This window comes from Scytonema sp. PCC 10023 (assembly GCF_963920835.1).
Taxonomy (GTDB): domain Bacteria; phylum Cyanobacteriota; class Cyanobacteriia; order Cyanobacteriales; family Nostocaceae; genus Kalymmatonema.
This window is the reverse complement of the sequence record NZ_CAWUDP010000047.1, coordinates 1-15,647: the sequence shown is the minus strand read 5'-3', so window position 1 is coordinate 15,647 and position 15,647 is coordinate 1. Positions and strand designations below refer to the sequence as shown.

General features: G+C 42.2%; 14 protein-coding genes and 2 pseudogenes. 12 read left to right on the top strand and 4 right to left on the bottom strand.

Annotated features, from left to right (window positions below; genetic code table 11):
- Window positions 1-289: 289 nt before the first annotated feature.
- Window positions 290-496: a hypothetical protein gene (locus ACM0OZ_RS25985; protein ID WP_414585710.1), complete on the top strand. Its 207-nt coding sequence runs from the start codon at window positions 290-292 to the stop codon at window positions 494-496.
- A 61-nt stretch (window positions 497-557) separates the two neighbouring features.
- Here ACM0OZ_RS25985 and ACM0OZ_RS25980 read toward each other — a convergent pair whose 3' ends face one another.
- Together ACM0OZ_RS25980 and ACM0OZ_RS25975 are read right to left on the bottom strand one after the other, a co-directional pair.
- Window positions 558-797, bottom strand: coding sequence for a hypothetical protein (locus ACM0OZ_RS25980; protein WP_414585709.1), 240 nt, complete (start codon window positions 795-797; stop codon window positions 558-560).
- A gap of 276 nt (window positions 798-1,073) precedes the next feature.
- The gene (locus ACM0OZ_RS25975; RefSeq protein ID WP_414585708.1) at window positions 1,074-3,104 is read right to left on the bottom strand and encodes an ATP-binding protein; all 2,031 of its coding nucleotides are present in this window, start codon (window positions 3,102-3,104) and stop codon (window positions 1,074-1,076) included.
- Between the two features lie 342 nt (window positions 3,105-3,446).
- On the opposite strand from ACM0OZ_RS25975, the gene ACM0OZ_RS25970 reads away from it, so the two are divergent.
- From ACM0OZ_RS25970 to ACM0OZ_RS25950, 5 genes are all read left to right on the top strand, one after another.
- Window positions 3,447-3,800 carry a hypothetical protein gene (locus tag ACM0OZ_RS25970; protein ID WP_414585707.1) on the top strand — a complete coding sequence of 118 codons (354 nt, stop codon included), beginning with the start codon at window positions 3,447-3,449 and terminating at the stop codon, window positions 3,798-3,800.
- Between the two features lie 74 nt (window positions 3,801-3,874).
- Window positions 3,875-4,267, top strand: coding sequence for a response regulator (locus ACM0OZ_RS25965; protein ID WP_414585706.1), 393 nt, complete (start codon window positions 3,875-3,877; stop codon window positions 4,265-4,267).
- A 231-nt stretch (window positions 4,268-4,498) separates the two neighbouring features.
- The gene (locus ACM0OZ_RS25960) at window positions 4,499-5,065 is read left to right on the top strand and encodes a DUF3611 family protein (RefSeq protein ID WP_414585705.1); all 567 of its coding nucleotides are present in this window, start codon (window positions 4,499-4,501) and stop codon (window positions 5,063-5,065) included.
- A 287-nt stretch (window positions 5,066-5,352) separates the two neighbouring features.
- Window positions 5,353-5,937, top strand: coding sequence for a hypothetical protein (locus ACM0OZ_RS25955; protein WP_414585704.1), 585 nt, complete (start codon window positions 5,353-5,355; stop codon window positions 5,935-5,937).
- A 98-nt stretch (window positions 5,938-6,035) separates the two neighbouring features.
- Window positions 6,036-6,860: a hypothetical protein gene (locus tag ACM0OZ_RS25950; RefSeq protein ID WP_414585703.1), complete on the top strand. Its 825-nt coding sequence runs from the start codon at window positions 6,036-6,038 to the stop codon at window positions 6,858-6,860.
- Window positions 6,861-6,885: 25 nt separating this feature from the next.
- Here the strand turns inward: ACM0OZ_RS25950 and ACM0OZ_RS25945 are convergent.
- Window positions 6,886-7,143: pseudogene (locus ACM0OZ_RS25945) on the bottom strand (RNA-guided endonuclease TnpB family protein); the annotation flags it as partial.
- Window positions 7,144-7,303: 160 nt separating this feature from the next.
- Here ACM0OZ_RS25945 and ACM0OZ_RS25940 point away from each other — a divergent pair.
- From ACM0OZ_RS25940 to ACM0OZ_RS25925, 4 genes are all read left to right on the top strand, one after another.
- Window positions 7,304-7,903, top strand: a complete 600-nt coding sequence (locus ACM0OZ_RS25940) for an ATP-dependent zinc protease (RefSeq protein WP_414585702.1) — start codon at window positions 7,304-7,306, stop codon at window positions 7,901-7,903.
- Window positions 7,900-9,531, top strand: coding sequence for a UUP1 family membrane protein (locus tag ACM0OZ_RS25935; protein WP_414585701.1), 1,632 nt, complete (start codon window positions 7,900-7,902; stop codon window positions 9,529-9,531). Before ACM0OZ_RS25940 ends, ACM0OZ_RS25935 begins: the two co-directional genes overlap by 4 nt.
- A 6-nt stretch (window positions 9,532-9,537) precedes the next feature.
- Window positions 9,538-10,527 (top strand): alpha-L-glutamate ligase-like protein, encoded by a 990-nt coding sequence (locus ACM0OZ_RS25930; protein ID WP_414585700.1) that lies wholly within the window; start codon window positions 9,538-9,540, stop codon window positions 10,525-10,527.
- A 636-nt stretch (window positions 10,528-11,163) separates the two neighbouring features.
- Window positions 11,164-11,835: a hypothetical protein gene (locus tag ACM0OZ_RS25925; protein WP_414585699.1), complete on the top strand. Its 672-nt coding sequence runs from the start codon at window positions 11,164-11,166 to the stop codon at window positions 11,833-11,835.
- A 111-nt stretch (window positions 11,836-11,946) separates the two neighbouring features.
- Here the strand turns inward: ACM0OZ_RS25925 and ACM0OZ_RS25920 are convergent, their stop codons facing one another.
- On the bottom strand, window positions 11,947-13,656 hold the full coding sequence (locus ACM0OZ_RS25920; RefSeq protein ID WP_414585698.1) for an iron uptake porin: 1,710 nt from the start codon (window positions 13,654-13,656) through the stop codon (window positions 11,947-11,949).
- A gap of 148 nt (window positions 13,657-13,804) precedes the next feature.
- Between ACM0OZ_RS25920 and ACM0OZ_RS25915 the strand changes: the two are divergent.
- Window positions 13,805-13,975, top strand: a pseudogene (locus ACM0OZ_RS25915) (IS4 family transposase); the annotation flags it as partial.
- Window positions 13,976-14,458: 483 nt separating this feature from the next.
- A complete protein-coding gene (locus tag ACM0OZ_RS25910; protein WP_414585697.1) occupies window positions 14,459-15,097 on the top strand; it encodes a hypothetical protein in 639 nt (212 codons plus the stop codon).
- Window positions 15,098-15,647 lie beyond the last annotated feature (550 nt).

Genomic DNA, 15,647 nt, shown 5'->3' with positions numbered 1-15,647 from the left:
AACTGCTGTGTTAGGGTGTAGGAAAAGTAAAAAGTAAAATTATATCTTTTGCCTTTTAACTTTTTTCACTAGACCCGTCTCCAGAGGGGACTGGATACGTATATAAATCTTGGCTGTGCGTCACAGGATTTTATTTTGATGCAAAAAATTGATGCAAAAAAATGTAGTAATTCGGCAAAGCTGCATAACCTCTAGTTCTTCCCAACCTTATGAGAAGAAATAGGCATTGCACAATCACAAAAGGATTTAGTGATTTAATTGCTATATATTTCTTTCTAAATCATTTCAAATGTGCAACGCCCAACAATTAGTGAAAGAGGAAGTTGAAGTTAAGAAACGCCAGTTTAGTAACTTAGCTGCTTCTAGGAAAGAAGATATCTCTCAAAAGTGGAAAACTTGTGGAGAGTTGAGCAGTGTTGCCAAAATTGCTAATGACAAATTAACGCACTGCCAGCGAAAGCAGACAATCCTAAACAAGATGCGTCAGGATCTGTAAAAACCATGACTGGTAAATTAATTATTAATTTAATTTAAAGCTTCTCTTAGCAAATAAATGCTCAATCGTCATCGTCATCATCGTCATCGTCATCATCGTCATCGTCATCATTCTGTTGTATAGCTGGCGATAATGTAGGCGTGTTAGATATGGTTGGTGCTGTTGGCGACTGCCGTATTGTTGATGAAGGTTTTCGTAACATCGATAAAGCAATTACAGTAAAGATTATAGCTGTAACTGCTGCTATAACTAGGGTTATGACTTCAAGTTTTGTATGCCTGTTTTTATCCTCTGGTTTCATTGATATTTTTCCTTGAACAGTCGCAAATACATAGTTTAGATCGCAGGAAGTACAGTTAGACTTGCTTATTAAGCGCAATTGCACCACAAAACGGCAATATTATGGTTCCACTGACAATTTACAGCTATTTTCAGGTAAATAGACCACATTTGCCGTAGGGGCACAGCATTGCTGTGCCCTTACAGTGTGGTTCAAATACGTGAAAACTGCTGTAAACTAAACAGTATAGTTTGCCCTTGGTGACAGCTTCGCGCTTATCTACGCCAAAGAGGATGATTACTCAGAGTTTCCAGACATTTCGGCAAGGCTCTTGACAACTGCAACCAACTCAGCTGCCTTGATTGGTTTAGCTATATGTAGCTGAAAACCTGCTGCTTTAGCCTGTCTGTAATCTTCTTCCCTGGCATACCCCGTGAGTGCAATAGCCCTCAGGCGTCCGCCCATCTCTGAACCCAGTTCCCTGACTTTGCGGATGAACGTGTAGCCGTCCTCGTCTGGCATCCCGATATCACTCACTAGCACATCTGGTCTTAATTGTTCAAGCGCTGCAAGTGCTTCGCCTACCGAGCCAACAGCAATCACTTGCGCTCCACTCTCAGTAAGTACTGTGCTAATCCACTCCCGCACGTCAGCCTCATCATCCACAACTAGCACTTGCAAGCCGTCGAGCCTAGTAGGATTATCTAATGCTGGTGTGTCTTTTCCAACCATTGGCGGTTGTATTTGGTCTGAATTGCTGGTTTGAGCTTCTTTTGCTGAGGGGATGGCTAAGAAGGGCAGCATCACTGTGAACGTTGCCCCTTGTCCTATTCCGGGGCTTTCTGCTTGGATAGTACCGCCATGCAATTCTACCAAATGACGGGCGATCGCCAAGCCCAATCCTAACCCCTTATTTGACCGAGTACTTGTGCTGTCTGCTTGACGGAAGCGGTCAAAAACATATGGTAGAAAGTCAGGACTGATACCCTTACCCGTGTCGCTCACCTGAATTTGAGCATAATTATCTGTTGCTTGTTGTTCGCTACCACTAACCACTGACAATCGCACCTTAACCCGTCCGCCATCTGGTGTAAACTTAATGGCATTGGAAAGTAAATTCCACACAACTTGTTGCAAGCGGTCTGAATCACCCCAAATTGGTTCTACCGGGGTATCAAGCACAGACTCAAGTTGAATAGCTTTGTCATCTGCCGATGGTTGTACAACTTCTATCGCGTCTGCAATCACTTCCACTAGGTTAACCGAACTAAAATTCAGTGAGAGGTTCCCTTGAACAATACGTGAAATATCAAGCAAGTCTTCAATCAGTTGCATCTGCAAGTTTGCGTTGCGCTCAATCGTCTCAATCGCATCCCTCACCCTATCCTCATCTAGCATACCTGTTTGCAACATCCCTGCCCATCCAAGAATTGCGGTCATGGGGGTGCGTAATTCATGGGAAACTATTGCTAAGAAATCATCCTTTGAGCGGTTTGCTGCTTCTGCTTGACCACGTGCGGCTTGTTCACGCAGCAGTAGTTGATTGCGTTCTTCCTCAGCGAGTTTGCGCTCAGTGATGTCTTGCATAATTTTTGAGAAACCGCGCAGATTTCCGTCCTCATCCCGTAAGGCTGTGATGACACAATGCGCCCAGAAATATGTGCCATCTTTACGGATATGCCAGCGATTCTCCTTGGAAAAACCTTGAGCTACGGCTGTTCTCAGGACTTGCTCAGGTTGTCCGCGCTCAATCGCCTCCGGTGTAAAAATGTGCTCGAAAGGCTGCCCAATAATCTCTGCTTCTTGATAACCTAAAATGCGTTCTGCTCCAATATTCCAACTGACAAAGTGACCGTTCGGACCGAGCATGAAAATGGCGTAGTTTGTTACTCCTTCTATTAGCAAGCGGTAACGCTCTTCGCTTTGGTGTAAGCTTTCCTGAATTTTACGTAAGCGCTCGTAATTACCCTGAGCCTCTAGTGCATTGATTTCGGCTTGTCGTCGGGCATAGCGCAGCGCTGCATTTAGCGAGTTGATCAGCACTGCCACTAGCACGAACTGAACCAGCCCTATTATACCGGGCAAACTCACAGCCAGCGAATGTGGAAGTAAAAAGAAGTAAGCACAGGCTAAAGCAGACAGAACAGTTGCTACCAGCCCCGGTTCCATACCGCCATACCAGGAACTAACCATGACAGCGGCAAAAAACAGTGGGTAAATGCTCAGCTTTTGCAGCGGCCATAGCAGCCGTGTCAGTAGCAGAGCTAGTAAAACCGTTATGATAGCAACGCTATAGCGTTGTAGCCGGGAGCCCGTCAATTTCAGCATATTTTGTTCTCTCTGGTCGCTCCGGTGGTGTACTTAGGGCATAATTGGGCGTTCTCTATTTCTGCCCGAGTTTTCCACTTTTGCGCCCTAACTTTGAAGATGAATCTAAAAAACATGGTAGTCCTAAACAAGTCAGGGTGTATTCTTCCGGCAGCGATATCAAGAAGGCTGTGCTTTGTCTGATTCTTCCAAAGGTTAAAAAGCATATTGCAGCTTTTTCATATTTCATTCATCACAGCAGATGCCTCCTGAAATATTTAGAACTATCAGTCATTGTTGCTAATTTGGGCACTTATGAACACTCCAACACATTTTTTGCTACATAACTCAAGCAAGTCTAAAATGAAAACAACAATGAAACGATACAGGACTGAAACTGTTCAGCTTAACTCGCTAGCTGATTTGGATCGGATTGTATCTGAACAATTCAATTTACCTCTACGCCCATATTCAACAGATATGAGGGCAGCCTTAGAACTAGTTGTCTTTGCTTTGGAAAACTGTGAGCGTCCTCACTTTGAGATATACCGCTCTGAGTCGAATGCTTTCCCAGATTTACCCTTTGCAGTAAGCTTTGATCAAGAAGCACGGACTCATGGAAAAACCGCGCCAATAGCAATTTGCCATGATGCTCTCCATCGGCTTAAAGGAGTTGTAGTAACAATTTCTGGAAGTTACTATTGGAATCTAGACTAATCTATTTCACTACTTCCCCATGCTAACTATGGGGGGAGTAGTTGAAAACAACAACGAAGACAATAACAATAACAATGACAGCCAAGCAAATCCTAGTCATTGATGATGAAGATGACATCCGTAAATTAATTCAGACCTGCCTGGAGATCATGGGAGGTTGGCAGGTTCTGACCGCCACCTCAGGTAGCGAAGGACTGCTCTTGGCTCAGGCTACCCAGCCTGATGCTATCCTTCTAGATGTCATGATGCCTGATATGGACGGTCTGACTACCTTTCAACAACTACAAGCGAATCCGGCAACTCAGCATATCCCTGTCATTTTGCTAACAGCTAGGGGGCGCACCGCTGATCACCACCTGTTTGCTGGACTGGGCGTGACAGGCGTAATTAATAAACCCTTCAATCCTCATAAACTAGCTGACCAAGTAGCAGCAACCTTGAAGAATGTTAGGCTCAAGCTTAAGTAGTATTTTTTCCGCTATCCTTGAGTTCTCCACCATTGCTGCCTAATTTAAAGTTAGGTCTGGCTTACTGTTGAGTTAACGCAGGTTTTTCTCAAGTAAAAACTTTGATGTCAACAATGTACCACATTGTGTATTTAATTTGAAGTGCTTAAGGCGCTAAATCAAGCTAATTGCTGTAAATATAACAATTTCTCGGTGAAATCAATATTTAAATAATGCTATCTGAAGGTTTATATGTTGAATAATTTAGAACCTTTTTCGCATTCCCCAACTAAACAAGAATTTGCCGCTACTTTTCGTGTAACAAGTCAGATTAGCTTCTGGGTACAGTTAGCACTAGGTAGCGTATCCACGGTTGCTTTGTTGTTTGCGTCCTTTAGTCGTAACATCTCCAACAAAACCAATAATCCAGGCATTGACCTCGGCATATTTTTAGCTATAATCAGCATTTTATTGCTGTGTTTCAGAGTCTATTGGGCTTTCCGTTACAGACGTTTAGCTAAACGTTTACAAGCACCCACACTTGAAATCAACCCTAATAAGGAAGACGTAATCCAAGTTTTACGAGTTGGATTAATCGTTAGTTTGGTTGGGCTATTAATAGCTTTTGTTGCATCTGAAGAGACAGTTGCCGTGGTACTGGCTAAAGCTCTAGCCCAACCTCAAGGAGTAGCAGTATATAACCCAGAAAGTGTTATTCATTCGCTGGATATTTTTGTCTTGCTAGCAAACGTTAATATGATTGGTGCCCACTTTTTTGGTGGATTGACTTTGCTTGGCTTACTCAATTGGATAGAGTAAAAGTGAAGCTTAGCATTGATTTCATCGACCAGCTATTCCTTTAGTAGTAATTGTGAGATTTTCCAGGAATTATGCACGAGTTTTCCACTATTAAAGTTTAAAGTCAGATGGTTGATGGTTCCTCGTTAGTTGTATTAAGTTGATCTGCTCAACTTTTTCTTAAAGTTCACATCCAAACAGTTTGAAGAGTCAAGAAAAACTTCTTTAAAGAATTCACTTAGAACTAGATAAACTAAACATCAATTTTGAGATGTTCGCTCAATCCTTTATACATTGTGTGAGGCGATATGGCTTTTGCTCCACTTAAACACGCTATTGGTGTATTTCCCAATCATCAAGAGGCAGAATATGCACTTCACCAGCTCAAAGATGCTAGTTTTTCTTTTGATAAAGTTTCCGTAATTGCCAAAAATGCCGACAGCAAGCTTAGAGGTGCTGACATAACTGATCCAAATGGAAACTTAGCTAGTGAAGGCGCTAAAGTAGGCGCAGTAACAGGTGGTGCAACGGCAGGTCTAGTAGGTTTATTTGAAGGGCTGGCTGTGGTGACTATTCCCGGAATGGGTCCCGCGCTTGCATTGGGAACTGTATTAGCAAATACCCTACTAGCAGGTGGTATTGGGGCAGCAGCAGGCGGTCTTCTCGGTAGTTTAATTGGTTGGGGAATTCCTGAAGAACAAGCCAAATTTTATAATGACCGGGTGTCGCAAGGTGATTATCTGCTGATAGTCGAAGGCACAGAACACGAAATTCGTCGTGCCGAAACCATTCTAAACAGTCAGAGGATTCAACAGTGGCGTGTTTACGACGCAGCAAGGAGTATTGGTCATTCTCAAATGAGCGTGAGTAGCCGTCAGCCAGGAATTGATTAATCCAAGCTCATCTGTTTGGAAAGCATCTACGCATCTACGCATCAACACAATTTGCACTTGCCTCAACGGAATTAATGACAAATTTTTGGAGATTCTACATGATGAATACACTTGATCAAAATAAGAGCTTTGCTCAAAAGCTGTGGAACGCCAAAGGGACTATTGCTCTGGCACTCTCCATAGTGCTGCTTCCCGCTTGTAATAACAACTTAGAGCGAGAGGCGGCAGTTCCAGAAACCAATGTCACCGCAGAAGAAGTTGCTGATAATACAAATCAACTGATTGGAAAAACCGTAACGGTGAGAAGCCAACCTATTAAGAAAATCGCTCCATCAACCTTTACCATCAGTGATAAGCAATTCTTTGGCAGCGAACCCATCCTCGTTGTCAATGCCTCGGGCAAAGTTTTTGCTCTGCCTGCTGACTCAAATACACCAGTTCAAGTTACGGGTCCGGTTCGCAAACTTGTTGTTGCAGATATTGAGCGAGAATACAATTTGGATTTAGATCCAAAGTTGTACGCAGAGTACGAAAACAAACCTGCGATTATTGCACAGTCGCTTGCACAAGCACCCAAACCGGGTGAAATTACCACCAACCCCAAGCAATACTACGGTAAAACACTAGCAGTCACAGGTGAAGTCGAAGACATTAGAAGTGCGAGCTCCTTCACTCTAGATGAAGACAAGTTGCTAGGTGGACAAGACTTGTTAGTTATACGTGCTGGTACTCCAAAAGGAACTGTTAATGAGGGTGAGAAGGTTGCTGTAACGGGTGTGTTGCGTCCGTTTGTCGTCGCTGAGTTGGAGCGAGACTATGACCTCACGTGGGATTTAACCTTGCAACGGAAGCTAGAAGCAGAGTACAGTAACAAGCCTGTACTAGTTGCGACAGAAGTTTATCCTTCAGCGATTCCGCAGTAAGCCAAGTATTTTGTGCGCAAAGAAACCTACTGCTTAAATTCTTCTCATGCTTGGCAAGATGTTTTGGATTATCATACTTTGACACTTTTTCACCATCGGTGACGATTGCAAAGTGCTTCAATCCTAAGTCAATGCCATAGATTTTATCTTCTGCCGTGGTGAGGTTCTCACCACGGCAGAAGGTAAAGGTAAGTATAGATGCAAAATATTTCCCTGATGGAGTTTTATTGACAGTAACAGTCTTGATTTTTCCTTTAATTGGTCTATGTATTTTGGCTTTGACCTTGCAAAACTTGGTTATAACACTCAGTTAACCATGCAGTTTCTTCCGCATCAACTTTAAGCTATTGTTAAGTTTATTAAAGAAATCTACCGTGAGAATGATCTTCTGAAAAGGGTAGGTCAGTATACTCCTCAATAGAGAAGACTTCATAACTACTATTATGGAATATTTATTTTTAGTGGCTGTGAAGAGTAGATTTTGTTTGTGTAAAATGTGTGCAACTAAAAAGAGTTTTATTCTCATTCTTTTCTGTCTGTTGACTGGATCTAGATGCACTTTACAAAACTCTCAAGCTAATACCTCGGTACAACAAGATATTCAAACTGTCGGCTGGGTAGAAAAAGGAAAGATTGCTGGGGTTAACAAAGAAATCAAATTTAAGCTTGATACAGGTGCAACAACAAGCTCTATCAACGCCGAAATTTTAGAAAAGCCAGATTCTAAATCAGAGTCTGGTGGCATGATTAAATTCCGATTCACAAATGGAGAGGGAGTTAAAGAGGAATTCGAGCTTCCTATTGTGCGATGGGTTCGTATTGAGAGCCGTAAAGCTAATTATATACGTCGTCCGGTAGTGCGAATGAAATTTTGTCTTGCAGGTCGGTGGATTGAGGAAGAGGTAAACCTTGCAGAGCGAGATGACTTCAACTATCCAGTCTTAATTGGACGCAATATGTTGAACAAGGGCCGATTGGTGGTGGATTCTTCTAAAACCTTTACCACAGACCCAACATGTTCAGCACAGGAGGCGCGCAAATGAAGCGTACTATTTATGCAGTACTATTAGCATTATTCTTAGCGGCAATTGGACTAAGCGTTTTTATCCACAAACTAATAGCTTCAGAGGTTCCGCTATTGCCCAATCAAGCCTTTAACAGTTGGTATGTTGAGGCGAAGTTATCTCTCGATTCACAACCATTACCGCTCTTAGCAGAAGAAGATTTACCTACGAAAATTGAGTTTTATCTTCCTCAAGACTCTCAACGTTACGAGATTGTTAAAGAAGATTTCATCAATGAAGGATTTGAGCGCCAGGTCGAGACTTTAAATAAATCAGGGAACCGGGAGGCAGTATTTACCAAGCAGGATGCGACTGACAGCAAGGAACTTCTTTTTTACCGAGCCATCATTCAGAGAAAACCTGGCGTGACACCGGGAAAAGAGAAAGTGCCGATTTCAGGACGGCGATTAGTTGATAAGGAGCTTGTGAGGTTTGGCGAAAATACCGAGAGATCTCAAGATAATTTGGAGGAAAATCTGCCTACTGCCGAGATTAATTCTCTTTTAAAAGAGGCTCAATCTGAGTCAAGCGACCCCCTCACCCTCGCAAAACAAATCTATCAACTGGCTCTCCGCCAAGATGATATTCGGGTTCAGGCAATCCGCAGAAACTTGAGAAAAGAAGAATCCACCGCACAATTAGCAGCGTTTTTGTTAAACCAAGCAAAGGTTCCGGCGCGGGTTGGTAATGGTATTTTCTTGAGGAGTGATGAAGTTTATTCAACTGATTTTATTCAGTGGTTGGAGGTTCAGGAAGGCGATCGCTGGCTAGCTTACGATCCGATTGACCGCAGTTTTAAAGAGCAAGATAGCTATCTGACCTGGTGGTATGGTTCAGATCGGGTCTTGCAAGCAAAAGGAGCAAGCAATGTCGATTTAGAAGTCGTTGTTCAGCCTAATACTGATAATGGACTGACGCGAGCAATTTTGCGGGGTAGGAGAGCCACAAATCCATTCTTAGAATACTCTTTTCTCCGGCTGCCTCTGGCAACTCAGCGAGTGCTTCAGGTGCTTGTCCTCATCCCCATTGGTGCTTTAATTATCTCCATTCTGCACCAAATGATAGGATTGCAAACTTTTGGTACGTTCACGCCGATCTTAATTTCTCTTGCCTTTCGGCAGACTGGAATCCTCGTTGGTATTCCCCTATTTGTTCTCGTTGTAATTATCGGGCTTTTGTTTCGCAGTTACCTGAATCGATTGCAGCTTTTGATCGTACCCCGACTCGCGGCAATTTTAACCGCAACCGTTTTGGTCGTCGGTTTGCTAGCAGTTCTGATGGAAAGTCTCGATCTCAGTCTGGGCTTGTCGGTTTCTTTATTCCCGATTGTAATTCTTGCCATGACAATTGAGCGAGCATCAATGATGTGGGAAGAAAATGGACCAACTGAAACGATAATTGCCGGACTCGGTACTGTTTTTGCAGCCGTTATCGGATATTTCTGCATGATTAATGATTATGTGGAGCATTGGGCATTTGTTTTTCCAGAACTGTTGCTGTTGGTTTTAGGGCTAAATATCTTAGTGGGGCGTTACAACGGCTACAAGCTAATTGAGTATTTCCGATTTTTGTCACTACAGAGACGGTTAAATCAAGCAAAGGGGTAAGCTGATATGTTTCCATTTTCACTTCGGCGTCACGGCATTCTAGGAATCAACGCTCGCAATTTGGACTATCTGTTCCCCACCAATCCGCGTCAGCTGTATCGTCTGGCAGATAGTAAACTAGAGACGAAAAAAATTGCTCAAAGCATTGGTGTGCCTACCCCAGAGTCCTACGGCGTAATTCGTTTCCAAAATGAGGTGAAGAAGCTATCAGACATTGTTGGAAAACACAAATCCTTTGTAGTGAAACCTGCTAGGGGTAGCGGCGGGGATGGTATTGTAGTGATTCAAGACGTTACAGATGAGGGGTATCGCAAAGCCAGTGGTTCAATTCTGAAATCGGAAGACTTACAGTATCACATTTACAACATCCTTGGTGGTATGTTTTCGCTGGGAGGTCAAACTGATGTCGCAATTATTGAATATGCAGTGCAGTTCGATCCAGTCTTTGATGAAATTGCCTACCAAGGTGTACCCGATGTTCGGGTGATTGTGTATCGAGGTGTACCAGCGATGGCAATGTTGCGCCTCCCTACGCGGGCTTCTGACGGTAAGGCAAACCTACATAGAGGTGGTGTTGGTGTCGGTATCGATCTTGCTACTGGTAAGACACTGGCGGGGATCCAGAACAATCGCTACATTGATAATCACCCCGAAACAGGATATCCCTTGCGCGATCGCCAAATTCCTCACTGGCAATCCATTCTGGATATGGCTACCAACTTAGGTGATAAAACAGAGTTTGGCTATCTCGGCGTTGACATTGTTTTGGATCGGGAAAAAGGTCCGTTATTGTTGGAAATCAACGCTCGTCCTGGTCTTGCCATTCAAATTGCTAATCGAGAAGGACTGATTGGGCGACTTGAAGCCATTGATTCTACCTTACCAAAACTTTCAGGAGTGCAAGAAAAAATTGCGTTTGCCCAAGAAACATTTGCAGTAAGAACGCCTTTACGTAGCAACGAAACGATTCTCAATGCTAAGGCTCAAAGAGTCTAATATCAATTCCTTAAATCTTAGAAACAAATGCGTTCTCCCCTACCCTCCTTAATAAGGGGGGTAGGGGAGATCATGTGTAGCAAACATTTAGGTAATCGATATAACTTGTACTACCTTGTACCTGGAAATTCTCCCAAACAGCAAGGAAATTCAACTGGTGGGATGACTGGTCAAACTCAACCAAAATGATCTCAGCATCGTGTCTAGTTGAAAGGAAAAAGTCGAACAAGTGTCAAGAGCAAGCTGCCTAATTCTTCTTATTATATCACTGTTTGGCTCAGTTTACTGTGGATTTGCGGACTTATACACACACTTTTCTGACTGGTAGTGAAAAATTATGCTTCAGTTAAGCGATAATTAAGTATTAGTTATCAGGTACAGCACGTCGATTGGTAAATCCCAACACTGTTTGGCTTAGATTCATCTACCTATAAACCCTGTTCAGACAAGATGTTTGGAGCTTCTAGTACACCTGAAATTCTCATAAACAAATTTTAACCAAGCCTTATTGTCTTGGGTAAACGCAAACGTTTACTGCCCAAGCACAGGAAGTACTGTAGTAACAAAGCGTCTCTAGCCCATGATTTTTGAGGGTTTTAGTCCCTTATTAGGTAGCAAGTTCAAGGAGGCTTTTCAGTGAAACTTCATCTCAGCAATCGGTCAAGTAGACTTTTATACTTATTTTTAGCGCTAGATCTTACTTTCATTGCTCTTCACATTATTTATACGTATACTGGGTTAATTTCAAATTCTTCTTTTTCAATTGAACAAGACCGAGGATATGCAGAAATATTTCAATACTTTAAACAATATTGGAGTGTTCTTTTATTAAGCATATTAGCATTACGCAAGCGTTCTTTTCTCTGTCTAATCTGGTCTTTGCTGTTTTTTTACCTATTGCTTGATGATTCGCTTCAAATTCATGAAAGGTTAGGCGGTTTTATAAGTGAGAAACTGAATTTTTCTAGCTGGTTGAACTTACGTCCACAAGACTTTGGGGAACTTACCGTATCTATTTTAGTTAGTTTGTTCTTTCTGATTTTTATCAGTATTACCTATTATTTCAGCGATCGCTTTTCTAGAAAAATATCCAAATATCTCATTATGGCGCTGTTTGCTCTCGCTTTATTCGGAATTGTAGTAGATATGCTTCACATCGCAGTCAAGTCTCCCTCCTTCTATACTTTACTTGGTCTTATAGAAGATGGTGGTGAGCAAGTGGTCATGAGTGCCATTGTTTGTTTCATCTTCTCACTGCCTGAGTGTTTGCCTCAAACCATTAGTGAAAACAACAGGTATGTAAAATAGTCAACAGGTAACCTCTACCTTCTTCCTTGTTCAATTGCTTTTTACGGATTTATCCTTCCAGGTACAAGATGTGAGCTAACAGAGACGCAAAATTGTGCGTCTCTACAATATTTAAAACCTAAAGGTAGTACGAACGGTTCCTACATAAATCGTGTCATTGTTTTGATTGTGTTCTGGATTGGTGACTATTAATAAGCCTGGAGTAATAGCAATATTATCAGTTGCTTGAAAGCGGTAAAAAAATTCTAGGTGTAAAGAGGTATCTTTATCGGTGTAGTTTGTTCCCCAATCATTACTAGTAACCTTTGGTGGTTGCCCAATGACAATGCCAGCTAAACTGTCTTCTTTCCCCAAATCGGAAAAAGCTAATGTCACGGCATAGTGGAAAATAGTTGCTTCTGGTTTACCTAACAGGTCAGTAGCTTTTGCTTCGGTAAGACCAACCCAGCCAGCTATAGTAAAATCAGAACTCACTTGAATACTTGTTTCTATACCATAAGAGTTGGTTATTATATAATCGCTTTCATCATCAAAAGGGTCATTTGCCAACTCGCTTCCTGTACCTGTATCAAGGTTGTTGTACGAACGTAAGTAAGTTAAGCCAAATTTGACGCGATCGATTGGCTCCAAAATCAATTGGGCGATAGCAGCATATTTGTCATTATCTTGTAGGTAAGCTAAGGTAATTTGAATATCGTCATGGGGTTCTAAAGCTAATTGGGCAACAACACCATCAGTCTCTTCATCAAGTACTGATTCAGAATCATCAAGCTCCTCAGCATTATCATCTCCAAAACCCAAGCTCAAACTGCCTGCATTGCTAAATTCATACTTAAGACGCACTACAGCCCCAAAGTCTTGTCGGTAAAGTGGACTATACCTGCCGAAACGCGAAATAGCCCCCCAACCACTACTACTAAAAGAACTGGTGGTGTTAGCGACTTGTCGGATGTCTGTACTATCTGTAGTGATGTATAGCTTTGCTGCTTCACTCAGAAAAAATCGGTATTCCAGTCGGTTAATGTCAAATTTGTTGTTACTATCGCCTTCAAATCCTAAACGTGCCATTTCCGTACCTGTGGCATCATCAAACCCAGGAGTGTTTTCAGCTTCTAAACGCACGAACAGGCGATCGCTTCCTGTAAAGCTGATATCAAAGTTTAGCCACACGCGATCGCTCAAAATTAGATTCTCATCCACTTTCTCGTCATCATCGTCAGCTTTTTGATTACCCCTAGCACCACTGAGGGCAAAGATAACTTCTCCTGTAAGCTTCGCAGTAGGTGAAAACTGCTGTGCTGCTAACTGGCTCGTCTTTACTTCTAAATTGTCTAGTCGTCTTTGCCAAGTTGCTAACTCTGTCCTAAATTCTGATTGCAACCGTTGTATTATGTCTAAGTCTTCTTGGCGTACTAAATCGGCATTTTCTTTGGCAGTTAATTCATTGACGCGATCGACAGCAGCCTTTAAAAGGGCAGCAAATTCATACCGAGTTATACTTTGATTACCCGAAAAGAGATTATCAAAGTCAGTGACAACGACTCCGTAACGCTTAATGAGAGACTTTAGCGCTTGAAAGCTCCAGTCAGTGTTTTTGATATCCGACAACTGGGAAACAGAAGTGACCTGAGTTAAAGTGCTGGAGATGTACCAATCGTTTTTTTCTAAGTATGACGTACTCTGTCCCATTGCTGTGGCACTCTCGTTCTTACCCATTGTATATCTAGAAAAATCAGCACCAAGAGTACTGTTTGTTAGCACTAAAATAACGCCCAGTGTAGTAGAACCCACATACAGAGCATTCTGAATAACTTTTGACATTATGAATGATTAAGTATGAACCATGGCTGAGGAGGCGACAAAATTGCCTGAAAAGCAGATCTGGTAAACAGTGTAGCGTTTTATGGTAAGAAAAGATATATCTGATTATGTCAATAAAGTCTATCTAATGATAATAGCTAGGATTAAAAAATTAGGTTTATCACTTGGGATCTGTTTCTTTCTCCAGGGTGTTAAAGTCACGAAGAGCAAAGGTTTTATCAGTTTTAATGTGGCTTGCAAATGGAAACGTAAAATCTTGGGAGTCGCTCCAGAAGAGGGATGGTTTATCTTAACAAATCTGCGCTCCGCGGAATTGAGCAGGCGATTGCCTCTGCTGGGATAGCTGCCTCGATTGCTTTCAGTACGTTACCAGTTTGTATATTAGAAGACAGTAGTGAGAAATCCGACCAGATGCACCACAATCAATTTCTATCGTTAAGAACAAAGGTTAATTTACACGGCTTTGGCGCTTCACTGAACCGTATTGATCTATAAATAGGTTTTCTTTCTCCACTAGTTTTCCACTTTTGGGACTTAACTTTAAAGTGTGGACAATTCCTCAATTCCTCAACTTAGTTGCTATGCTTGACTTCTTCTTGAAATTTCCATTTCAATATCTTGAAGTGTAACGAAAAGCTTTTTAAGCAATAAATTGAAATAAACCAAGCATAAATTTTTAAATGCTTGCTTGCTCAAGCATAACATCAAAGAGTATTAGTTATTCACAAATGAAAGTGATTAGCCGTAAATCAGGAATTAATTCATCAAGCTTGCTCATAACATTTTTAGGAGGCATCTATCAATGCGTACACCCAATAACTTATATCAAAAAAGAGTTGGGCTATTAGGAACAATTTTTGGGGGTTTGCTCATCAGTATCCCAGCAATTCCTCAAGCAGTTATAGCCCAGCAGCCTACTTCCAAACTTAACCCCTGCCCTACTATTTTTTACGAAGAACCACATAACAGTCGAGTTTTGGTTCCGCAAGGTTGCCCACCAAATACTGCAACTTTCAGACTGAGTGGACAAGGGGGAGTTGTTGTAAAACCAAGAATTTTGGTTCAGCCTCAGGGCTTACCTGTTAATCGCCAACCAATACCTTACCCAGAAAGCCGACAAGACCCCATTGCTACCGTCATGCCAACAGCAGGCACGGTAAATGTGAGATTGAAAAACAACACTAACGCCCGCATTACCTATCAGGCGATCGCACATACCCAGCCCCGAATTCTTCCAGGTAGAGAAGAAATTGTCCTGCAAGACTTACCAACGCCTGTGACAATCACGATGGTACGTGAACATGGCGGACTGGTCAAAGTCATGCCCCTATCTAAATCTGATTCAGGGGTGTTGGCAGTTTCGCTGGATGAGAAGACTACTCCCGATAATAACCAGGGTGTGTTGAGAATTCAAAGGGATGGTCAAGTCTTTTTAAACTAAGTCTGCATCTGCATATATATCTGCTCTCGAATTACCTCTGAGCAGATATGTATGCACTTGCCTAGACGGAATTCCTGGCAAAATTCATTTATATTTTTCTTGACGTACTCCTCGGCATAAATGTACGAGGATTCTTAAAAGATGTTCCAATGTAGGCTAAAGCCATACATTTCCACCTTAATTCCTGTTTCTTAGACTCTTAGCTAGACTGAAAATCAGTCCCCGCCAGACCCTCCGGGTTCGCCAGTCGCCTGCGGAGGGAAACCCTCCCGCAGCGCTGGTCTCACCGTCTCCACAAGCATTTTGGTTTTACGTCCACGACGCGTCCCACCGCAGACTATGGTACAGCCCTTCATACTACGTTTCTACCCAAAGGAGTCCAGTTATGGATATCCTGTATGGGTCGCCACCCAGTACCTTCAAGAATTATACCAGAGAAACAACAAGTTAAAACTTGTTGTGTCGGGTTTCATCCCCTGGCTTTTAAGCCTTGTCATTACCAACATATTTTAAAGTGAGGTAGGGGTGTAATAGAGTCAGAGTATGAAGT

Bases quoted from the DNA above. Each gene is read 5' to 3' on its own strand.
- ACM0OZ_RS25985 (WP_414585710.1), top strand. From the start codon at position 290: ATGTGCAACGCCCAACAATTAGTGAAAGAGGAAGTTGAAGTTAAGAAA.
- ACM0OZ_RS25980 (WP_414585709.1), bottom strand. From the start codon at position 797: ATGAAACCAGAGGATAAAAACAGGCATACAAAACTTGAAGTCATAACC.
- ACM0OZ_RS25975 (WP_414585708.1), bottom strand. From the start codon at position 3,104: ATGCTGAAATTGACGGGCTCCCGGCTACAACGCTATAGCGTTGCTATC.
- ACM0OZ_RS25970 (WP_414585707.1), top strand. From the start codon at position 3,447: ATGAAAACAACAATGAAACGATACAGGACTGAAACTGTTCAGCTTAAC.
- ACM0OZ_RS25965 (WP_414585706.1), top strand. From the start codon at position 3,875: ATGACAGCCAAGCAAATCCTAGTCATTGATGATGAAGATGACATCCGT.
- ACM0OZ_RS25960 (WP_414585705.1), top strand. From the start codon at position 4,499: ATGTTGAATAATTTAGAACCTTTTTCGCATTCCCCAACTAAACAAGAA.
- ACM0OZ_RS25955 (WP_414585704.1), top strand. From the start codon at position 5,353: ATGGCTTTTGCTCCACTTAAACACGCTATTGGTGTATTTCCCAATCAT.
- ACM0OZ_RS25950 (WP_414585703.1), top strand. From the start codon at position 6,036: ATGATGAATACACTTGATCAAAATAAGAGCTTTGCTCAAAAGCTGTGG.
- ACM0OZ_RS25940 (WP_414585702.1), top strand. From the start codon at position 7,304: ATGGAATATTTATTTTTAGTGGCTGTGAAGAGTAGATTTTGTTTGTGT.
- ACM0OZ_RS25935 (WP_414585701.1), top strand. From the start codon at position 7,900: ATGAAGCGTACTATTTATGCAGTACTATTAGCATTATTCTTAGCGGCA.
- ACM0OZ_RS25930 (WP_414585700.1), top strand. From the start codon at position 9,538: ATGTTTCCATTTTCACTTCGGCGTCACGGCATTCTAGGAATCAACGCT.
- ACM0OZ_RS25920 (WP_414585698.1), bottom strand. From the start codon at position 13,656: ATGTCAAAAGTTATTCAGAATGCTCTGTATGTGGGTTCTACTACACTG.
- ACM0OZ_RS25910 (WP_414585697.1), top strand. From the start codon at position 14,459: ATGCGTACACCCAATAACTTATATCAAAAAAGAGTTGGGCTATTAGGA.